Below are 15,926 nucleotides of genomic sequence, written 5' to 3'. Positions count from 1 at the left end.
CGGAGCAATCCGGGGAGAAAGCATGGCGAAAAAGGCAACCGAAACTGAGAATACGTCGAGCAAGGCAACAGCCACTGTGCCTGCACCAAATAAGATTTGGCTGAAATCCTATCCGAAAGCCGTGCCGCATGAGATCGATCTGAGCAAAGCCACATCTATTGGCGACATGATCTCCGCCGCATGCCGCCAGTTCGCTGACAGGCCAGCCTTTACCTGTATGGGCAAGGACTTGTCCTACAAGGATTTGGACGAAAACTCCCGCGCACTCGCCGCATGGCTTCAATCACGTGGACTGGTCAAGGGTGATCGCGTTGCAGTGATGATGCCCAATATCCTGCAGTACCCGATTGCGATTACAGCAATCCTGCGGGCGGGCCTCGTCGTCGTGAACGTCAATCCGCTTTACACACCCCGCGAGCTTCAGCATCAATTAAATGACTCAGGCGCCAAAGCGCTGATAGTTCTCGAAAACTTTGCCTCGACCGTCCAGAAGTCACTCGCTTCCATTCACGTGCCGAACATTATCGTTGCCTCTATGGGTGACATGCATGGATTGAAAGGCCACATCATTAATCTTGTGGTGCGCAAGGTGAAAAAACTGGTGCCAGCCTGGAGCATTCCCGATCATGTGCGTTTTAAGGATGCGCTGGCACAGGGGCGCGGCAAGTCCTTTAATCCGGTCCCAGTCAATAATTCCGATCTCGCCTTCCTGCAATACACCGGCGGTACAACCGGTGTGTCCAAGGGCGCAATGCTGAGCCACAACAATATTCTCGCCAATGTCGAACAGATGCATACCTGGATGGACGTCGCATTCCAGAATAAAGGCAAGCCGAAGGAGCTCAACTTCGTCTGCGCCCTGCCGCTCTATCACATCTTCGCTCTCACCGTGAATGCGATGATCGGCATCAAGCTGGGCGCGCGCAATATTCTCATTCCGAACCCGCGCGATATTCCGGCCTTCGTAAAAGAACTGCAGAAGTATCCGTTCCATATCTTTCCTGGCCTCAACACCCTGTTCAACGCTTTGATGAACAATGACGACTTCAAGGCGCTCAACTTCAAGCCACTTATTCTCACGCTCGGCGGCGGCATGGCCGTGCAACGTCCCGTCGCTGAACGCTGGCAGCAAATGACAGGCTGTCACATCACTGAAGGCTATGGGCTTTCCGAGACATCGCCCGTTGCCTCTGCCAATGCGCTCGATGCGACAGAATTCAGCGGCACTATTGGCCTGCCAATGCCATCAACGGATATCGTCATTCGCGATGATGACGGCAAGGATCTGCCGCTCGGCGAGGTCGGCGAAATCTGTGTGCGTGGTCCACAGGTTATGCTCGGCTACTGGAACCGGCCTGATGAAACCGAACGTGCCATCATGGCCGACGGCTTCTTCCGCACCGGCGACATGGGCTTCATGGATGAAAACGGCTTCACCAAGATTGTGGACCGCAAGAAGGACATGATCCTTGTTTCCGGCTTCAACGTCTATCCAAATGAGATCGAAGAAGTGGCTGCAGAGCATCCCGGTATCGTGGAATCGGCTGCTGTGGGCATTCCCAACGAGCATTCAGGCGAAGTGGTGAAGCTCTACGTGGTGCGTCGCGATCCGAACCTCACAGAAGAAGATGTGAAGTCCTTCTGCGCTCAGCGTCTCACCAACTACAAGCGTCCGCGCGAAGTGGAGTTCCGCGATGCATTGCCGAAAACCAATGTCGGCAAGATTTTGCGTCGTGAACTGAGGGACTAAACAGTCTCAGGATTATAGATGATCGCAAGCTGCGGCTCTGTTGAGCCGCAGCTGGTGGAGCTTTGTGTCGAAGGAAATGGAACGATGATTGAAGAAATCACCTTCGAGGCCAGTGATGGCTTTCCGCTTTCGGGCAAGCTGTTTCATGGCAGTGGCAACAAGCCATTGGTGCTGATTTCATCAGCAACAGCCGTACCGCAGGGCTTTTATGCAGCCTTCGCCAAGCACCTGATTGCCGAAGGTGCACGCGCGGTTCTTACCTATGATTATCGTGGTGTCGCAGCTTCGCGGCGTGCCCGCAAAGCAGTGCCCGAGATCCGTTTCAGGGATTGGGCCGTGCAGGATTTCCCCGCAGCACTCCATCGCCTGCAAGCTGTTGCGCCGGGACATGAAATGGTCGGCATAGGCCAATCCTTCGGCGGACAGGCGCTCGGCGTGTCTGGAAGCTCCGACGCCTTTTCGCGCTATGGCATGGTGGCTACCATGTCGGGTGCAATGCATCTTCTGGATGATAAATGGGCCTGGCCGCGCATGAACATTGTCGGCGTGCCGGTCTCCTATCTCACGCCCAGTATGCCTCGCTGGATGAATGGCGAGCCAATTCCCGGCTCGGTATTCCGGGATTGGGCGCGGTGGTGCCGGATGAAGAACTACTTTTTTGATGATCCGCAGCTTGGTGCTGCTGACCTTATTGCCAAGGTCAAAACACCCATTTTGTCTGTGGGACTTGAAGATGATCCGTGGGGAACGCGGCGCGCAGTCAGCCACTTTCTGAGCTACCACACGAGCGCACCGATTGAGCAGCTCTGGTATTCGCCAGCAGACGCCGAAGGCCAGCCAATCGGCCATCTTGGCTTTTTCCGCTCGCGCTTTGCACAAAGTCTGTGGCCGGAAATGACAGAATGGCTGCTGGATGGCGTTTCACCATCCAGTCAGGATCATTTGAGCAAGTCAGGCAAGCCCGCGATGGAGTCGAGCACCACATCGGCGTGAGGCTCAAGCGCCTCGCGTGGACTGTTGCCCGACAAAACACCAACGCCAAGACCGGCCTTCGCAGCCTGTGCCGTTTCAAGATCGTGCAGATTGTCGCCTACCATCGCGATGGCGCTTGGTTCAAGGCCGACTTTTTCTGCGAAATAGAGCAGTGGGTCCGGATACGGCTTGGGACGTGCGGCTGTATCATACCCAATCACCACATCAAAGTAGTGGTCAATGCCTAAGGCCTTTGCGGTCGCATGAGCACCCGCTTCGGAATCATTGGTGGCAATGCCAAGGATAAAACCCATCGCGCGAAGGGTTTCCAATGTTTCCCGCAAGCCTTCGATCGCCACAGCAGAACGCGCACCTTCGGCAACCGTATAGGCGTCGAACTCACTGATCTTGGCTTTGAAACCGGCCTCGTCAATATCCGGGTGCCAGAGCTGCACAATGTCTTCGACTGTTCCGGCAGCGATTACGGAATTGGCGCGAAAGCGCTTTTCCTGCCAGTCATAGCCGCCCGCATCCAGCAAGGAACGCGCGCGATGCTCATCACCATTGGCGGTGCGCTGTGCAAGATTCCATGACACGGCAAACCACGTGCGGTCGAAATCGATCAATGTACCATCCTTGTCGAAAAGGATGGCACGGATCGCTTTCAGCTTTTCGGAAGCGGGCAGCGCACTCATGCTTCTAAGGCGCCGGAACGCTTCTTGACTGCCGATGGTTTTGCAGCAAGCAGTTTTAAAAGATCATCGCCACGGCGGACATAGCGCAACGTGCGGCGAGTCAGAATTCGGCCTGCCTGTGGCGCGGTCAGCGTAATGTCGTCTTCCGGCTCACCCGGTTTCGTGACGACCGTTACGAGCTTTGCACCCGCTTCCACCACATCGCCGGGAGCAACATGATAAAGCACCATGCCACCTTCCGGTGCGCGCAGCATTTCCACATTTTCAAGCGGCGTTATCAGACCCTTGTAATCGAGATCGAGCTTCACGCTTTTGTCGACAATCACGCCACGATGGACGAGAAACTTGTAGAGACCTTCAGCATCACCTTTGCCCATATCGGCATAGACATCGCTGAGGCCACGGAATTCGACCGTGGTAACGGCGCGGCGTTTCATATTGCGCTGGTCAGCAGGCAATTGCAGAACCGGATGCGCACAGGCTTCCTCGAAGGCAGCGTCTGCTGTCGTGTCCCATGCGAGGATCGCGGTCGAGCCAAGCGCCACGGCCAGATCCTTCATGTCTTCCACAAATTCCTTGGCGATATAGACGTAGTTTTCGCTTTCATCATCGCAGTGAAGATCAAGCACAATGTCATTGGCAAGAGCCATCTTCAAAAGCGTAGCCTTGAGACGCTGTGCAAGCGCGACAGGCGCATCCGGGTCGGGCAGTTCACTGGTATCGAAATCAGGCAGCAATGGGAAAGCGCGATTGAAATTGACCGCCGAGAAAAACTCGAAGCGACCCAGATGCTGATGTGCCTGCCACTGGTTCGAACCAATCGGATTTGCCTGTGGGATAACCGTGATATTGCCAAGAATGCGGCCTTCTTCAGATGCCTTTTTCAGCATCGGAACGAGAAAATGCAGAGCAGCCTGCCCCGGCAATTCACCGCCATGCAACGAGGATTGCAGATAAGCGGTCGGCGCATCACTGTCTTTGCCTGCAAAACGCAACACACGCAGTTCAATGGCGTTACCCGGTACATCGCCGGCAAACTCGATAATCTCGGTCTTCATTTCAGTTCCCATTTTTATTCAGCACTTCATACCTAGACGGAAAAAAAGCCGGGTGTGAAACCCGGCTTTATCCTTATCCACCTGTTTGTAGTATCAGGCTTTGCGGCGTGCGTGCAAATGCGCAACGAGGCCGATTGTTGAGGCGTCTTTGCCTTCGGCCGATTCAGCACCGGAAACCACCGGCAGAAGCTCGGTTGCCAGTTCCTTGCCAAGCTCTACGCCCCACTGGTCGAACGCATTGATGCCGAAAATCTGCGCTTCGACGAATACGCGATGCTCGTAAAGGGCGATCAGACGACCAAATGCAAACGGGTCGAGCTTGTCGTGAACAAGTGTGAGCGACGGACGGTTGCCCGAGAACACGCGATGCGGTGCAATGCGCTCGACTTCGCTTTCAGGAAGGTTCTTGCTCTTTAACTGCGCGCGGGCTTCATCCAGCGTGCGGCCTTTCATCAGCGCTTCCGACTGCGCAAGGCAATTGGCAAGCAGCATTTCATGCTGATGATCGAGGTGCTTTTCATGGCCCTTTGCCGCAACGATGAATTCGAGTGGAATAGTGTCGGTGCCCTGGTGCAGAAGCTGGAAGAAGGCGTGCTGGCCATTGGTGCCGGGCTCGCCCCAGACAACTGGACCAGTTGGGCCGGAAACGGGCTTGCCGTCGACCGTCACGCTCTTGCCGTTCGATTCCATATCGAGCTGCTGGAGATAGGCCGGAACACGCGCCAGACGCTGATCATAAGGAATGACAGCGCGGCTACCATAGCCACAAATTGCACGGTGCCAGTAGCCGATAAGACCGAGCCAGATTGGCAGATTCTTTTCCAGCGGTGCATCGCGGAAATGCACGTCCATCGAATGCGCGCCCGCAAGGAATTTGCGGAAATTGTCTGCACCAATCGCGATCATCACCGGCAGGCCAATCGCCGACCACACCGAATAGCGGCCGCCAACCCAATCCCAGAAGCCAAAGACGCGTTCTTCGCCAATGCCGAATGCTGCAACCTTATCAAGGGCTGTGGAAACGGCAGCAAAATGCGCGCCAACTGCGTCTTCACCCAGTGCATCGGCGATCCATTTGCGCGCGGTCTGCGCGTTGGTCATGGTTTCGATGGTGGTGAAGGTCTTGGAGGCGACGATGATGAGCGTCGTTGCCGGATCAAGCGCATTGAGCGTGTCGGCAATATGTGCGCCATCGATGTTCGAGACATAATGCGCACGTGGGCCATCGTGGTAAGGCGAAAGTGCGATCGTTGCCATGACTGGGCCGAGATCAGAGCCGCCGATACCGATATTGACGATGTCGGTGATCTTCTTGCCGGTCGCACCCTTGATCGAGCCTGAACGGATGCCATCAGAGAAGGCAGCCATACGGTCGAGAACTTCCTTCACGTCAGGCAGAACGTTATGGCCATCGACCAGCACTTCCTTGGACGTGGTGTCACGAAGGGCCACATGCAGCACAGCGCGGTCTTCAGTATTGTTGATGTGCTCGCCTGCAAACATTGCAGCGCGACGACCTTCCACGTCAGCAGCCTTGGCCACTTCAGTCAGAAGCGCAACCGTCTCGTCATTGACACGTGCTTTCGACCAGTCAAACAGAAGATCGTCCAGAGATAGCGAATAGCGCTCAAAACGGCCTGGATCGGCTTTAAAGGCTGCGCGCATGTCCTTTGGTGCAGCGTCCGTCCAGTGCTTTTTCAGCTGTGCGACCGTTGCTTCAAGCTTCGCCGCGTCTCTTGCCATGATGGTACTCCCGGTCAATCAAATCGATTTAATTGTCTTAATAGAGCATTTTAGTGGAGAAGTGCATCCGTTAAATTACAGAAATTTTCCATTTTGATGTCGTTCCGTATAGGGATATGCATCAATTTAGGTTGATCAGGAGCAGTGTAAAGCATGGACCTCGTCGGAGAAGAAAGAATCGCTGCACCCCGGCAGGCCGTATGGGACGCGCTCAACGACATTGAAACGCTGAAAAACTGCATTCCGGGCTGCGAAGATCTCGAACGTCTGTCGGACACGGAAATACGGGCAGCGCTGAAAGTCAGTCTCGGCGTGCTTAAAGTTCGCTTTCACGGCATGCTCGAACTTTCCAACATGAACCCGCCCGCCTCCTATACGATCTCTGGACGCGGTGAAGGTTCCATTGCGGGCTTCGCCCATGGTGATACGGACGTGACGCTAATCACAGACGGCGACGGCACGATCCTCACATACTCAATCAGGGGTGATGCGGGTGGCAAGATCGCCCAGCTCGGCTCGAAACTGCTCGGCTCGGTGGCACGCAAGGTCGCGGATCGCTTCTTTGCCAATATCGGTGCTGCGGCCGCGCAAAAAGCGGCAGAAAATGCCGCTGCAAAAACGGCATAATTTCATTCCAAGATGGTATGAGAATAGATGGGAAAGCGTTTTTGCTTTTCGCCCTTATGAGATAGTCGATAACGCATAAACCGTGACAAGGCCTATCGGCATGAAACCCAGAGATACCGCCACCTATATTTTTCTTGCTGTAGCATGGGGGCTGTCGTTCCTCGTCGTGTTGCGCGTGGTCGAAGCCTTTGGCTGGGTCGGCGCGGTTGCCTTCCGCTCCTTCATTGCGGCTGGAACGCTTTTTGTAATCGCGAAACTCTCCGGACGCAGGCTTGATTTTCACGCGGGCTGGAAACCCTTCGCCGTGGTTGGCGCAACCACCGTTGCAGGCCAGCTGATCGGCCTTTCCTATGGCACACCGCTGATTGGCACGGCAATGGCTGCGATCTGCGTTGCATCCATTCCGTTTTTCTCGATGGTTATCAGCCAGCTTTGGGGCCTTGAGCGCATCACTTCACGCGGCTTGATCGGCCTGTTGCTCGGCGTGACCGGCATCGTGCTACTGGTTGGCTTCCCGGCCGTTGCCGTTACGCCTGAATTTATCATGGGCTGTATTGCCGTGCTTTTCTCCTGCTTCTCGGCAGCTTTCGGCAGCAATTATGCAAGCCGTCGTCTTTCTACAACCGGCTCATGGGAAACCACCATCGGCGCATTCGTGTTTGGCGGTATTCTGACTTTGCCACTGATTTTCGCCATTCCTGTACCAACAACACCGGGGCTCGTTGACTTCATCTATCTGCTGGTTTCAGCCTGCGTGATGAGTGCGCTTACCTATGTGCTTTATTTCAAACTGGTCGGGAATGTGGGACCGACCAAAGCCATCAGCGTCGAATTCGTGGTAACGGTCATCGCGGTTCTGGTGGGTGCGGTGTTCCTCAAAGAACAGCTTTCGTTGATCCAGTTTGTCGGTGCTGCCGTCATCATTGCGGGTTGTGCTCTGGTGCTGAGCTCGCGCCCTGCCCTGCCAAAAGAAGCGGAAGCTTTTCAGGAATCAGAAGCAGAGAAAACCTCTGACAATGACATTCTCAAATCAGAGACAATCTGATTTCACACTCTGATCATCTGTCAAAGGCCCGCGCTTCCAAAGCCGGGCCTTTCTCTATTTCTAGTGCCTAACTCTCATAAATTGACCAGATGATAAAAAATTTGACCTTCCGTGAAAATCTGTCATCCTATCAGTAACGGGCACCACGCGACGGCAAAGATCGCAGCCCGGAACAGAGTTCAAGGTGCGCAAAGGGAACCCGCGCCTTAACAAGCAAAAATGGGAGATGCGATCGATGAGATCAGCAGAGAATTCGCCTATTGATGCAATTGATAATCCGGGACATGCGAACGGGCCTGATATTCACGGCTCGCGGCTTGAGAAGGCCGACTATGCGCATGTTTTCGATGATCTGCATCCGCCGCTGAACAAGCATGAAGCCCTCGTTGAATCCGACCGCTGCTATTATTGCTATGATGCGCCCTGCATGAATGCATGTCCGACCAGCATCGATATTCCGCGTTTCATTCGCCAGATTAACACTGGCAACGCCATCGGTGCGGCAAAGACCATCCTATCGGAAAACATTCTGGGTGGCATGTGCGCCCGCGTCTGCCCGACAGAAACGCTCTGCGAAGAAGTGTGCGTTCGCGAAACTTCGGAAGGCAAACCGGTCAAGATCGGTCATTTGCAGCGCTATGCCACAGATGTTCTGATGGAAACCGGCAATCATCCTTTCAAGCGCGCACCCGAAACCGGCAAGCACATCGCAATCGTTGGCGCGGGCCCGGCAGGTATCTCCGCAGCACATCGCCTTGCGATGTATGGGCATCAGGTGACGATTTTTGAAGCGCGGCCCAAGGGCGGCGGTCTGAATGAATATGGTATTGCCGCCTATAAGACGGTCAATAATTTCGCCCAGCGCGAACTGGAATTCGTGCTGAAAATCGGCGCGATCAATATCGAATATAACCAGACGCTCGGTCAGGACATCACCATTGAAGCGCTGAAGGCTGGCTATGATGCAGTTTTCCTCGGCATGGGCATGCCGGGTGTTAATGATCTGGCACTAGTCGGCGAAGATGCGCCCAACGTGATCGATGCTGTGGATTACATCGCCAATCTGCGTCAGGCAAAAGACCTCTCATCCCTCCCCGTTGGCCGCAATGTGGTCGTGATCGGCGGCGGCATGACCGCTGTAGACGTTGCCATTCAGACCAAGAAGCTTGGCGCTGAAAACGTGACAATCGTTTATCGTCGCGGTCAGGAAAGCATGAATGCCAGCGCCTATGAGCAGGAACTGGCACAGATTCATGGCGTGGTGATCCGTCACTGGTTGCAACCGCATGCCCTTGAGCGGAACGAAGACGGCACGGTCAATGCCGTGGTCTTTGAATATACCAATGCCGATAGCGGCAAGCTTTCCGGCACCGGCGAATATCTCATTCTTGAAGCCGATCAGGTGTTCAAGGCTATCGGCCAGAAGTTTGAACCAGAGCCAATTGCCGGGTCTGGCATCGGGCTTTCCAAAGGACGCATCAGCGTTGATGAAGATCGTCGCACATCCGTTGAGGGCATATGGGCGGGGGGCGACTGCGTTGCGGGCGGTCAGGATCTGACCGTTGCATCGGTGGAAGACGGCAAGGTTGCCGCAGAATCCATCCATGCGACGCTGACAAAACGTCCCGAAGCCATTGAAGGCTTTGCCGATGCGGTGTTGTCGGGCGGCGCACTTCATGCACCCTCCCCGTCTGCTTCGCGTGACCGCAGTGTGCCATTGGGCCAGGAACAGGGCTGAGGAGAGTAAAAATGGCTGATCTTTCAACGAACTTCCTCGGCATTAAATCTCCAAACCCGTTCTGGCTGGCTTCGGCCCCACCGACAGACAAAGCGTACAATGTCGAGCGAGCTTTCAAGGCTGGCTGGGGTGGCGTGGTCTGGAAAACACTGGGCTCTGAAGGCCCGCCGGTGGTCAATGTCAATGGCCCCCGCTATGGCGCGATCCATGGTGCTGATCGGCGGTTGCTCGGTCTTAACAATATCGAGCTGATCACCGACCGTCCGCTGGAAGTGAACCTGCGCGAAATGAAAGAAGTGAAAATGCGCTGGCCCGACCGCGCACTGATCGCTTCGATCATGGTGCCATGCGAAGAAGAAGCGTGGAAAGCCATCCTGCCTCTGGTAGAAGAAACCGGCGCTGATGGCATTGAGCTGAACTTCGGCTGTCCGCACGGCATGAGCGAGCGCGGCATGGGTGCAGCTGTCGGTCAGGTGCCGGAATATGTCGGCATGGTCGTGAAATGGTGCAAGCAATATAGCCGCATGCCGGTGATCACCAAGCTGACGCCGAACATCACCGATATTCGCAAGCCAGCACGCGGCGCAAAGGCCAATGGCACCGATGCTGTATCGCTGATCAACACGATCAATTCCATCGTGTCGGTCGATCTCGACAGCATGTCGCCGGTTCCGTCCATTGATGGTCGCGGCAGTCACGGCGGATATTGTGGACCAGCGGTCAAGCCGATTGCGCTCAACATGGTGGCGGAAATTGCGCGTGATCCGGAAACCTATGGCCTGCCGATTTCAGGCATTGGTGGCATAACCACATGGCGCGATGCAGCTGAGTTTATTGCACTTGGTTGTGGCACGGTTCAGGTTTGTACGGCTGCAATGACCTACGGCTTCAAGGTCGTTGAAGAAATGATCGATGGCCTTTCCGACTGGATGGACAGCAAGGGCTATCAGACGCTGGATGATTTCCGCGGCATGGCCGTGGGACATGTCAGCGACTGGCAGTATCTCAACCTCAATTACGTCACCAAGGCGCGGATTGATCAGGATTCCTGCATCAAATGTGGTCGTTGCCATATTGCCTGCGAAGATACCTCGCATCAGGCAATCACCAATCTGGTGAATGGTGCGCGGCACTTTGAGGTGATCGATGAGGAATGCGTTGGCTGCAATCTTTGCGTCAATGTCTGCCCGGTTGAGGATTGCATCACCATGGAGCAGATCGGCGATTTCGATCCGCGCACCAAGGCACCGATCCCGGCACAATATGCCAACTGGACCACGCATCCGAACAATCCGATGGCGGTCAAGGAAGCAGCCGAGTAAAACAGAAACGCCGGGGAAAACCCCGGCGTTTTTCATTGCTGACAGATGATTTAACGGCTGACGCGTTTGCCTTTTTCCGGCTCGAACACATGGCTTGTTGCCGGATCAATCGCAATGGTCAGCACATCACCCGGGCGTACTGTCAAGCGTTCGCGGAACAAGCAGGTGACTGGCTGATCGCCGAGCTTGCCCATGACCATGATTTCCGAACCGGTCGGTTCAACGATTTCGACTGTGACCGGCACGCCCTGCTCGGCAATCTTCATATGTTCAGGGCGCATACCATAAACGGCCTTGCCCGAAAGACTTGCATAATCGCCTTCCGGAAGCGGCATACGGAAGCCGCCGTCGGCCACGAACGAACCTTCTTCGATCTTGCCATTCACAAAATTCATTGATGGCGAACCGATAAAGCCTGCGACAAACATGTTGGCCGGGCGATCATAAAGATCGAGCGGCGCACCGATCTGTTCAACTAGACCATCACGCATGACGACGATCTTATCAGCCATGGTCATGGCTTCGATCTGATCGTGGGTCACGTAAATCGTGGTGGTCTTCAGACGCTGATGCAGACCCTTGATTTCGCCGCGCATCTGCACACGCAATTTAGCGTCGAGATTGGAAAGCGGCTCATCGAACAAAAACACCTGCGGATCGCGAACAATCGCACGACCCATGGCCACACGCTGGCGCTGGCCACCAGAAAGCTGGCGCGGAAAACGATCAAGCAACTTGTTGAGGCCGAGAATCTCGGCTGCACGATTAACGCGGCTGTCGCGTTCTTCCTTCGGCGCGTTTTTCAGCATGAGCGCGAAGCCCATATTGTCGGCCACCGTCATATGCGGATAGAGCGCATAATTCTGGAACACCATGGCAATATCGCGCTCTTTAGCGCGCAGGTCATTGACCACACGCGGACCGATGGCGATTTCGCCGTCGCTGATTTCCTCAAGCCCTGCGATCATGCGCAAAAGCGTTGACTTGCCACAACCCGATGGGCCGACCAGCACGACAAATTCGCCGTCCTGAATATCCACGGACACGCCGTGCAACACGCCGACATTGCCATATTTCTTGATTGCATTTCGGATGGATACAGATGCCATCTTGAACCTCAACTCTTATTTGACGGCGCCTGCTGTCAGACCTGCAACGATCTGGCGCTGTGCGAAAACGGTTAGCAACAGGACCGGCAATGTGACCACAAGGGCTGCGGCGGCAAGCGGACCCCAGCTGACCTGTTCAAAGGACAGCATGTTGTAAACTGCGACCGGCAGGGTGCGTGTCTCGCGACTTGCAAGCACGATGCCGAAAACGAAATTGTTCCACGAGAAGATCACCGCAAGGATGAGCGACACCACAACGCCAGGCTTGGCGATGGGAAGTGCCACTTTCCTGAACACCTGCCACGAGGATGCACCATCGATAATGGCGGCTTCTTCAAGCTCCATAGGGGTCGTCTCAAAATAGCCGATCATGATCCAGATCACGATTGGAACAGTCACAACGAGATGGATGATGATCTGCGGCCAGAGCGTGCCGAGCAGTCCCAGCGTCTGGAACAGCAGGAACAGCGGGATCAAATAAGACAGGCCCGGTGTCATACGCGCAATCATGATGACGATTGCCGACTTGTTGGCGCGCAGTCGTGCGATACCGTAACCCGCCGGAACACCGACCAGCAATGCCAGCAAGGTGGCTGTTCCGGTGACCAAGATACTGTTCCAGAAATAGAGCAGAAAGTCGTTGGTCTCGAAAATTCCGGTATAGTTCGACCACGCGATGCGGTCAGGGATGAGGATTGGCGGATAAGCGCCGTTGTCGATTTCATATTTCAACGAAAGCGACAGCATCCAGACGAAGAAGAAGATTGCGGGCGACACGATCACGAAAACCATGAGTGCCGTGCCAAGCTTGGAAAGAATTGACTTGCGTGCCATGGTCAGTCCTCACGAGTTCCACTTGGTCCGCTGGCGCAGGGCCAGAAGAACCATCGACATGGCGATAATGACAATGAAGAACACCACGGCAATCGCCGATCCATAGCCAATGTCGTAATAGGAAAACGCCACGTTATAGAGATAAATATTGATGGTTTCCGATGCCGTTCCGGGACCGCCCTGCGTCATCGCATAGATGATGTCGAAGCTTTTCAGCGCATCAATCGAGCGAATGATAACGGCCACCATGATAAACGGCAGGATCATCGGAAGCGTGATATAGCGGAACTTCTGCCAACCATTGGCACCATCGATTTCCGCACTTTCAAACGGATCACGCGGCATGGAAGCAAGGCCGCCCAGCACAATCAGCATCACCAGCGGCGTCCACTGCCAGGTTTCAACCAGCACCAGCGACGGGATAACCGTGCTCTGATTAAAGATCCACTCTTGCGGCGCAATGCCGATCAGCGAGAGAAGATAGTTCAGCACACCCAGCTGCGGGTGATACATCATGGTCCAGACAAGGGCGACCGCAACTGGCGTTGCCATCATCGGCATCACGAAAATACCGCGCAACAGTCCGCGCATTGGCAATTTGCTGTCAAAGACCAGCGCCGCAATCGTGCCCAAGATCATCGGAGCCACGACCGAGAGAACCGTATAGACAACCGTGTGCCACATGGATTCCCAGAAGCGCATATCGGCGGCGAGACGCAGATAATTGTCGAAACCGACAAAGCTCTGTTCACCGCCGAGCTGCCACTGGTTGGCACTCATCCAGAGTGTAAACACCCATGGGAAAACGATCACCGCCCCGACGGTAATCAAGGCTGGAAGAACGAACGGCCAGTAGCTTGGCCGCAAGCGACCTGTGACCGGCTTGGTGGCAGGAACAGCTTGCGCTGTTCCTGTTTTTGCACCTATCGGGGCGGCAGATGTCATTTTCCTTCGCTCCGTGCGAGGACCGGACGGAATTCTTCCGTCGCGCGTTTCATTTCAGTTTCTGCGTCAGCACCGTTCAAGAGATTGGTGAGGCCAACACCGATAATGTCGCGGAATTCCGTGACCGGCACGATGACTGGCAGGCAGAGCTGGCTGATCGGGGCAGACTTCGAGAGCGCTTCTACCCAGCCTTCCGGCATGGTGACGCCCTTGCGGACTTCTGCATCGTCGATGATCGACTTGCGGAACGGAACGCCCGATCCCGATTGCAGAAGACGCGCGCCCATTTCCTTGGAAATAGCCCACTGGCAATAAAGATATGCGGCTTCTTTGTTTTTCGAAGCTTCGGTCACGCCGATACCGTCGCCGGTGGTCGGGGCTGCCTGTGCATTCGGGCCTGCTGGCATGACGCCATAGCCAACCTTGCCAACAACGCGCGACTTGTTCGGATCTTCGAGCGGTGGAGCAAAGCCGATACCATCAAGCCACATACCAACGCGGCCCTGAAGGAAGTTCGACTGGCATTCGGCCCAGTTGAAGCCCGCAACACCGGGAGGTGCTGATTTGGTCATCAGACGCTGGTAAAGTTTGGCGGCTTCAATGCCTTCAGGAGAATCCGTCTGGACATTGCCGTCCGCATCCACCGACTGCTTGCCATAACCGAGCAGAAGGCTGGTATAGACCGGCGCATTGGCATTCTTCATGCCGCGTGCAACGAAACCATAGGTTCTGGTTGATGGGTCCGTCAGGGCTTCAGCGGTTGTGACCAGCTCTTCAAACGTCTTAGGGAATTCAAGGCCCTTCTCCGCAAAGAGATCCTTGTTCCAGTAGATGATCCAGTAATCAACCGAGAACGGCAGCGCGCCGAAGCGGCCATTGGCATCCTTGGCGAAGGTCAGACCAGCACTGGCGAAATCATCTTCTGTGAGTGACGCATCGGTCAGCGTCGGGTCTTTCAGGAACGGGTTGAGGTCGGCAAGCCAACCGCCCTTTTCAAACTGGCGCTTCTGAACGTGATAGCTGATGTGAATGACGTCGAAACTCGGACGGCCTGAAGTCAGCTCGATCACCGCCTTCTGGCGCTGCTGCTGTTCCGGCGTCTGCTCGGAGTTCACCTTGATGCCAGTGAGTTCTTCGAATTCCTTCTGATATTTCTGAAGGATTTCGCCGCGCGGGCTCTTGATGAGGTTTACTTCAAGTGTGGTCCCGGCATACTTCTTCCAGTCGACACCCGACTGAGCGAATGATGGGCTGATGCCCGTGACACCTGAAGCGGCAATGGCCGCTGTTCCCGCCAGAAACTGACGACGTGTTGGACGTAATAGATTCATTACATGCTCCTCCCCTGTTGTGTTCCTGATCAGGCGACTCCTCTCGCATGACCATGGCCTTTAGATGTGCAAAGCCAGCTTCCGTGCATTGTTGATATGAACGGCGATGGCATCCATGGCTGTCTGCGGATCGCGTGTTTCGATTGCAGCAAGGACAGCGAGATGCTCCTGCATGACCGGGATAACGCGCCCGGTGATGCGGAAGCGTTCCTGATTGATCAGGCGCATCTTGATCGTATTGGTCTGATAGGCGCGCCAGATGATTTCATTGTCGAGCGAGCCGACAATTGTATCATGCAAGCTCCAGTCGATATTCTGCGCCTGCTCTTCGAGCTCTGGTGTTTCGCCCTCACTCATTGCGCGATTGAGCGTGTCTTCATGCTCAGCGCGCAACGAACGCAACAGCTCATCGGAAGCCGCCTGACAGAAGATGGCAATCGCCTCTTTCTCGATGAAAAGGCGGAACTGAAACGCTTCGCGGATCAGATTGAGATCGATATGGGCGATCTGCAGTCCGCGCTGCGGCACGGTCTTGATAAGACCTTCCGCTTCAAGGCGCGGGATCAGTTCGCGGATAGCACCCAGCGGCAAGCCCGTCATGGTGACAAGCTGGCGCTGCGAAACGAACTGGCCCGGATGAAAATCACGCGCCAGCAAATGCTGGGTGAAGCTCTGATAAGCCTTGTCCCGCAATTTTACCGGTTCGTTGTGATCGTCCGCCAAAGCCTGTCCCCTCTCAGTCCCGCTTGCTTATGCC

General features: G+C 55.1%; 14 protein-coding genes. 6 read left to right on the top strand and 8 right to left on the bottom strand.

All coding sequences use genetic code 11. From position 1 onward, the window contains the following. The first annotated feature begins 22 nt into the window (after nt 1–22). Both C9380_RS02450 and C9380_RS02445 read left to right on the top strand, forming a co-directional pair. Entirely contained in the window at nt 23–1,750 is a 1,728-nt protein-coding gene (locus tag C9380_RS02450) for a long-chain fatty acid--CoA ligase (RefSeq protein ID WP_247877569.1), read from the top strand. An 84-nt stretch (nt 1,751–1,834) separates the two neighbouring features. Further along, the gene (locus tag C9380_RS02445) at nt 1,835–2,743 is read left to right on the top strand and encodes an alpha/beta hydrolase family protein (protein WP_247877570.1); all 909 of its coding nucleotides are present in this window, start codon (nt 1,835–1,837) and stop codon (nt 2,741–2,743) included. On the opposite strand, the gene C9380_RS02440 is transcribed toward C9380_RS02445, so the two are convergent. The 3 genes from C9380_RS02440 to pgi form a co-directional block, all read right to left on the bottom strand. Then, nucleotides 2,689–3,417, bottom strand: a complete 729-nt coding sequence (locus C9380_RS02440) for an HAD family hydrolase (RefSeq protein ID WP_024897824.1) — start codon at nt 3,415–3,417, stop codon at nt 2,689–2,691. The genes C9380_RS02445 and C9380_RS02440 overlap by 55 nt on opposite strands. Next, complete coding sequence (locus tag C9380_RS02435; protein ID WP_128092924.1) at nt 3,414–4,475, bottom strand: M14 family metallopeptidase; 1,062 nt, start codon at nt 4,473–4,475, stop codon at nt 3,414–3,416. The genes C9380_RS02440 and C9380_RS02435 overlap by 4 nt, the downstream gene beginning before the upstream one ends. A gap of 93 nt (nt 4,476–4,568) precedes the next feature. Next, nucleotides 4,569–6,218: a glucose-6-phosphate isomerase gene (pgi, locus tag C9380_RS02430; protein ID WP_024897826.1), complete on the bottom strand. Its 1,650-nt coding sequence runs from the start codon at nt 6,216–6,218 to the stop codon at nt 4,569–4,571. A gap of 153 nt (nt 6,219–6,371) precedes the next feature. Here pgi and C9380_RS02425 point away from each other — a divergent pair, with 153 nt between their 5' ends. The 4 genes from C9380_RS02425 (at nt 6,372) to preA (ending at nt 10,950) form a co-directional block, all read left to right on the top strand. Beyond that, nucleotides 6,372–6,845, top strand: a complete 474-nt coding sequence (locus tag C9380_RS02425) for an SRPBCC family protein (protein WP_100559746.1) — start codon at nt 6,372–6,374, stop codon at nt 6,843–6,845. A 100-nt stretch (nt 6,846–6,945) separates the two neighbouring features. Beyond that, complete coding sequence (locus C9380_RS02420) at nt 6,946–7,890, top strand: DMT family transporter (protein ID WP_128092923.1); 945 nt, start codon at nt 6,946–6,948, stop codon at nt 7,888–7,890. A gap of 226 nt (nt 7,891–8,116) precedes the next feature. Beyond that, nucleotides 8,117–9,628 (top strand): NAD(P)-dependent oxidoreductase, encoded by a 1,512-nt coding sequence (locus C9380_RS02415; protein ID WP_181152044.1) that lies wholly within the window; start codon nt 8,117–8,119, stop codon nt 9,626–9,628. Between the two features lie 11 nt (nt 9,629–9,639). Then, a complete protein-coding gene (preA, locus tag C9380_RS02410) occupies nt 9,640–10,950 on the top strand; it encodes an NAD-dependent dihydropyrimidine dehydrogenase subunit PreA (RefSeq protein WP_007873474.1) in 1,311 nt (436 codons plus the stop codon). A gap of 50 nt (nt 10,951–11,000) precedes the next feature. Here preA and C9380_RS02405 read toward each other — a convergent pair whose 3' ends face one another. Genes C9380_RS02405 through C9380_RS02385 form a run of 5 tightly spaced genes read right to left on the bottom strand, consistent with a single transcriptional unit; the run spans nt 11,001 to nt 15,892 of the window. Further along, entirely contained in the window at nt 11,001–12,059 is a 1,059-nt protein-coding gene (locus C9380_RS02405; protein ID WP_111786836.1) for an ABC transporter ATP-binding protein, read from the bottom strand. Between the two features lie 15 nt (nt 12,060–12,074). Then, a complete protein-coding gene (locus C9380_RS02400) occupies nt 12,075–12,893 on the bottom strand; it encodes a carbohydrate ABC transporter permease (RefSeq protein ID WP_105705389.1) in 819 nt (272 codons plus the stop codon). Between the two features lie 9 nt (nt 12,894–12,902). Then, on the bottom strand, nt 12,903–13,838 hold the full coding sequence (locus C9380_RS02395) for a carbohydrate ABC transporter permease (RefSeq protein ID WP_105705391.1): 936 nt from the start codon (nt 13,836–13,838) through the stop codon (nt 12,903–12,905). Beyond that, nucleotides 13,835–15,169, bottom strand: a complete 1,335-nt coding sequence (locus C9380_RS02390) for an ABC transporter substrate-binding protein (RefSeq protein ID WP_024897833.1) — start codon at nt 15,167–15,169, stop codon at nt 13,835–13,837. Before C9380_RS02390 ends, C9380_RS02395 begins: the two co-directional genes overlap by 4 nt. Nucleotides 15,170–15,229: 60 nt before the next feature. After that, nucleotides 15,230–15,892: a GntR family transcriptional regulator gene (locus C9380_RS02385; RefSeq protein WP_024897834.1), complete on the bottom strand. Its 663-nt coding sequence runs from the start codon at nt 15,890–15,892 to the stop codon at nt 15,230–15,232. Nucleotides 15,893–15,926: the final 34 nt, after the last annotated feature.

The sequence above is a fragment of the Brucella pituitosa genome, from assembly GCF_003049685.1.
GTDB classification, from domain to species: Bacteria; Pseudomonadota; Alphaproteobacteria; order Rhizobiales; family Rhizobiaceae; genus Brucella; species Brucella pituitosa.
This window is presented reverse-complemented; position numbering and strand designations above follow the sequence as displayed.

What these genes read in the sequence shown, in the direction of transcription:
- C9380_RS02440 (WP_024897824.1), bottom strand. Translation starts at nt 3,417, where the DNA reads ATGAGTGCGCTGCCCGCTTCCGAAAAGCTGAAAGCGATCCGTGCCATC.
- C9380_RS02425 (WP_100559746.1), top strand. Translation starts at nt 6,372, where the DNA reads ATGGACCTCGTCGGAGAAGAAAGAATCGCTGCACCCCGGCAGGCCGTA.
- pgi (WP_024897826.1), bottom strand. Translation starts at nt 6,218, where the DNA reads ATGGCAAGAGACGCGGCGAAGCTTGAAGCAACGGTCGCACAGCTGAAA.
- C9380_RS02400 (WP_105705389.1), bottom strand. Translation starts at nt 12,893, where the DNA reads ATGGCACGCAAGTCAATTCTTTCCAAGCTTGGCACGGCACTCATGGTT.
- C9380_RS02445 (WP_247877570.1), top strand. Translation starts at nt 1,835, where the DNA reads ATGATTGAAGAAATCACCTTCGAGGCCAGTGATGGCTTTCCGCTTTCG.
- C9380_RS02415 (WP_181152044.1), top strand. Translation starts at nt 8,117, where the DNA reads ATGCGATCGATGAGATCAGCAGAGAATTCGCCTATTGATGCAATTGAT.
- C9380_RS02405 (WP_111786836.1), bottom strand. Translation starts at nt 12,059, where the DNA reads ATGGCATCTGTATCCATCCGAAATGCAATCAAGAAATATGGCAATGTC.
- C9380_RS02395 (WP_105705391.1), bottom strand. Translation starts at nt 13,838, where the DNA reads ATGACATCTGCCGCCCCGATAGGTGCAAAAACAGGAACAGCGCAAGCT.
- C9380_RS02435 (WP_128092924.1), bottom strand. Translation starts at nt 4,475, where the DNA reads ATGAAGACCGAGATTATCGAGTTTGCCGGCGATGTACCGGGTAACGCC.
- C9380_RS02390 (WP_024897833.1), bottom strand. Translation starts at nt 15,169, where the DNA reads ATGAATCTATTACGTCCAACACGTCGTCAGTTTCTGGCGGGAACAGCG.
- C9380_RS02450 (WP_247877569.1), top strand. Translation starts at nt 23, where the DNA reads ATGGCGAAAAAGGCAACCGAAACTGAGAATACGTCGAGCAAGGCAACA.
- preA (WP_007873474.1), top strand. Translation starts at nt 9,640, where the DNA reads ATGGCTGATCTTTCAACGAACTTCCTCGGCATTAAATCTCCAAACCCG.
- C9380_RS02420 (WP_128092923.1), top strand. Translation starts at nt 6,946, where the DNA reads ATGAAACCCAGAGATACCGCCACCTATATTTTTCTTGCTGTAGCATGG.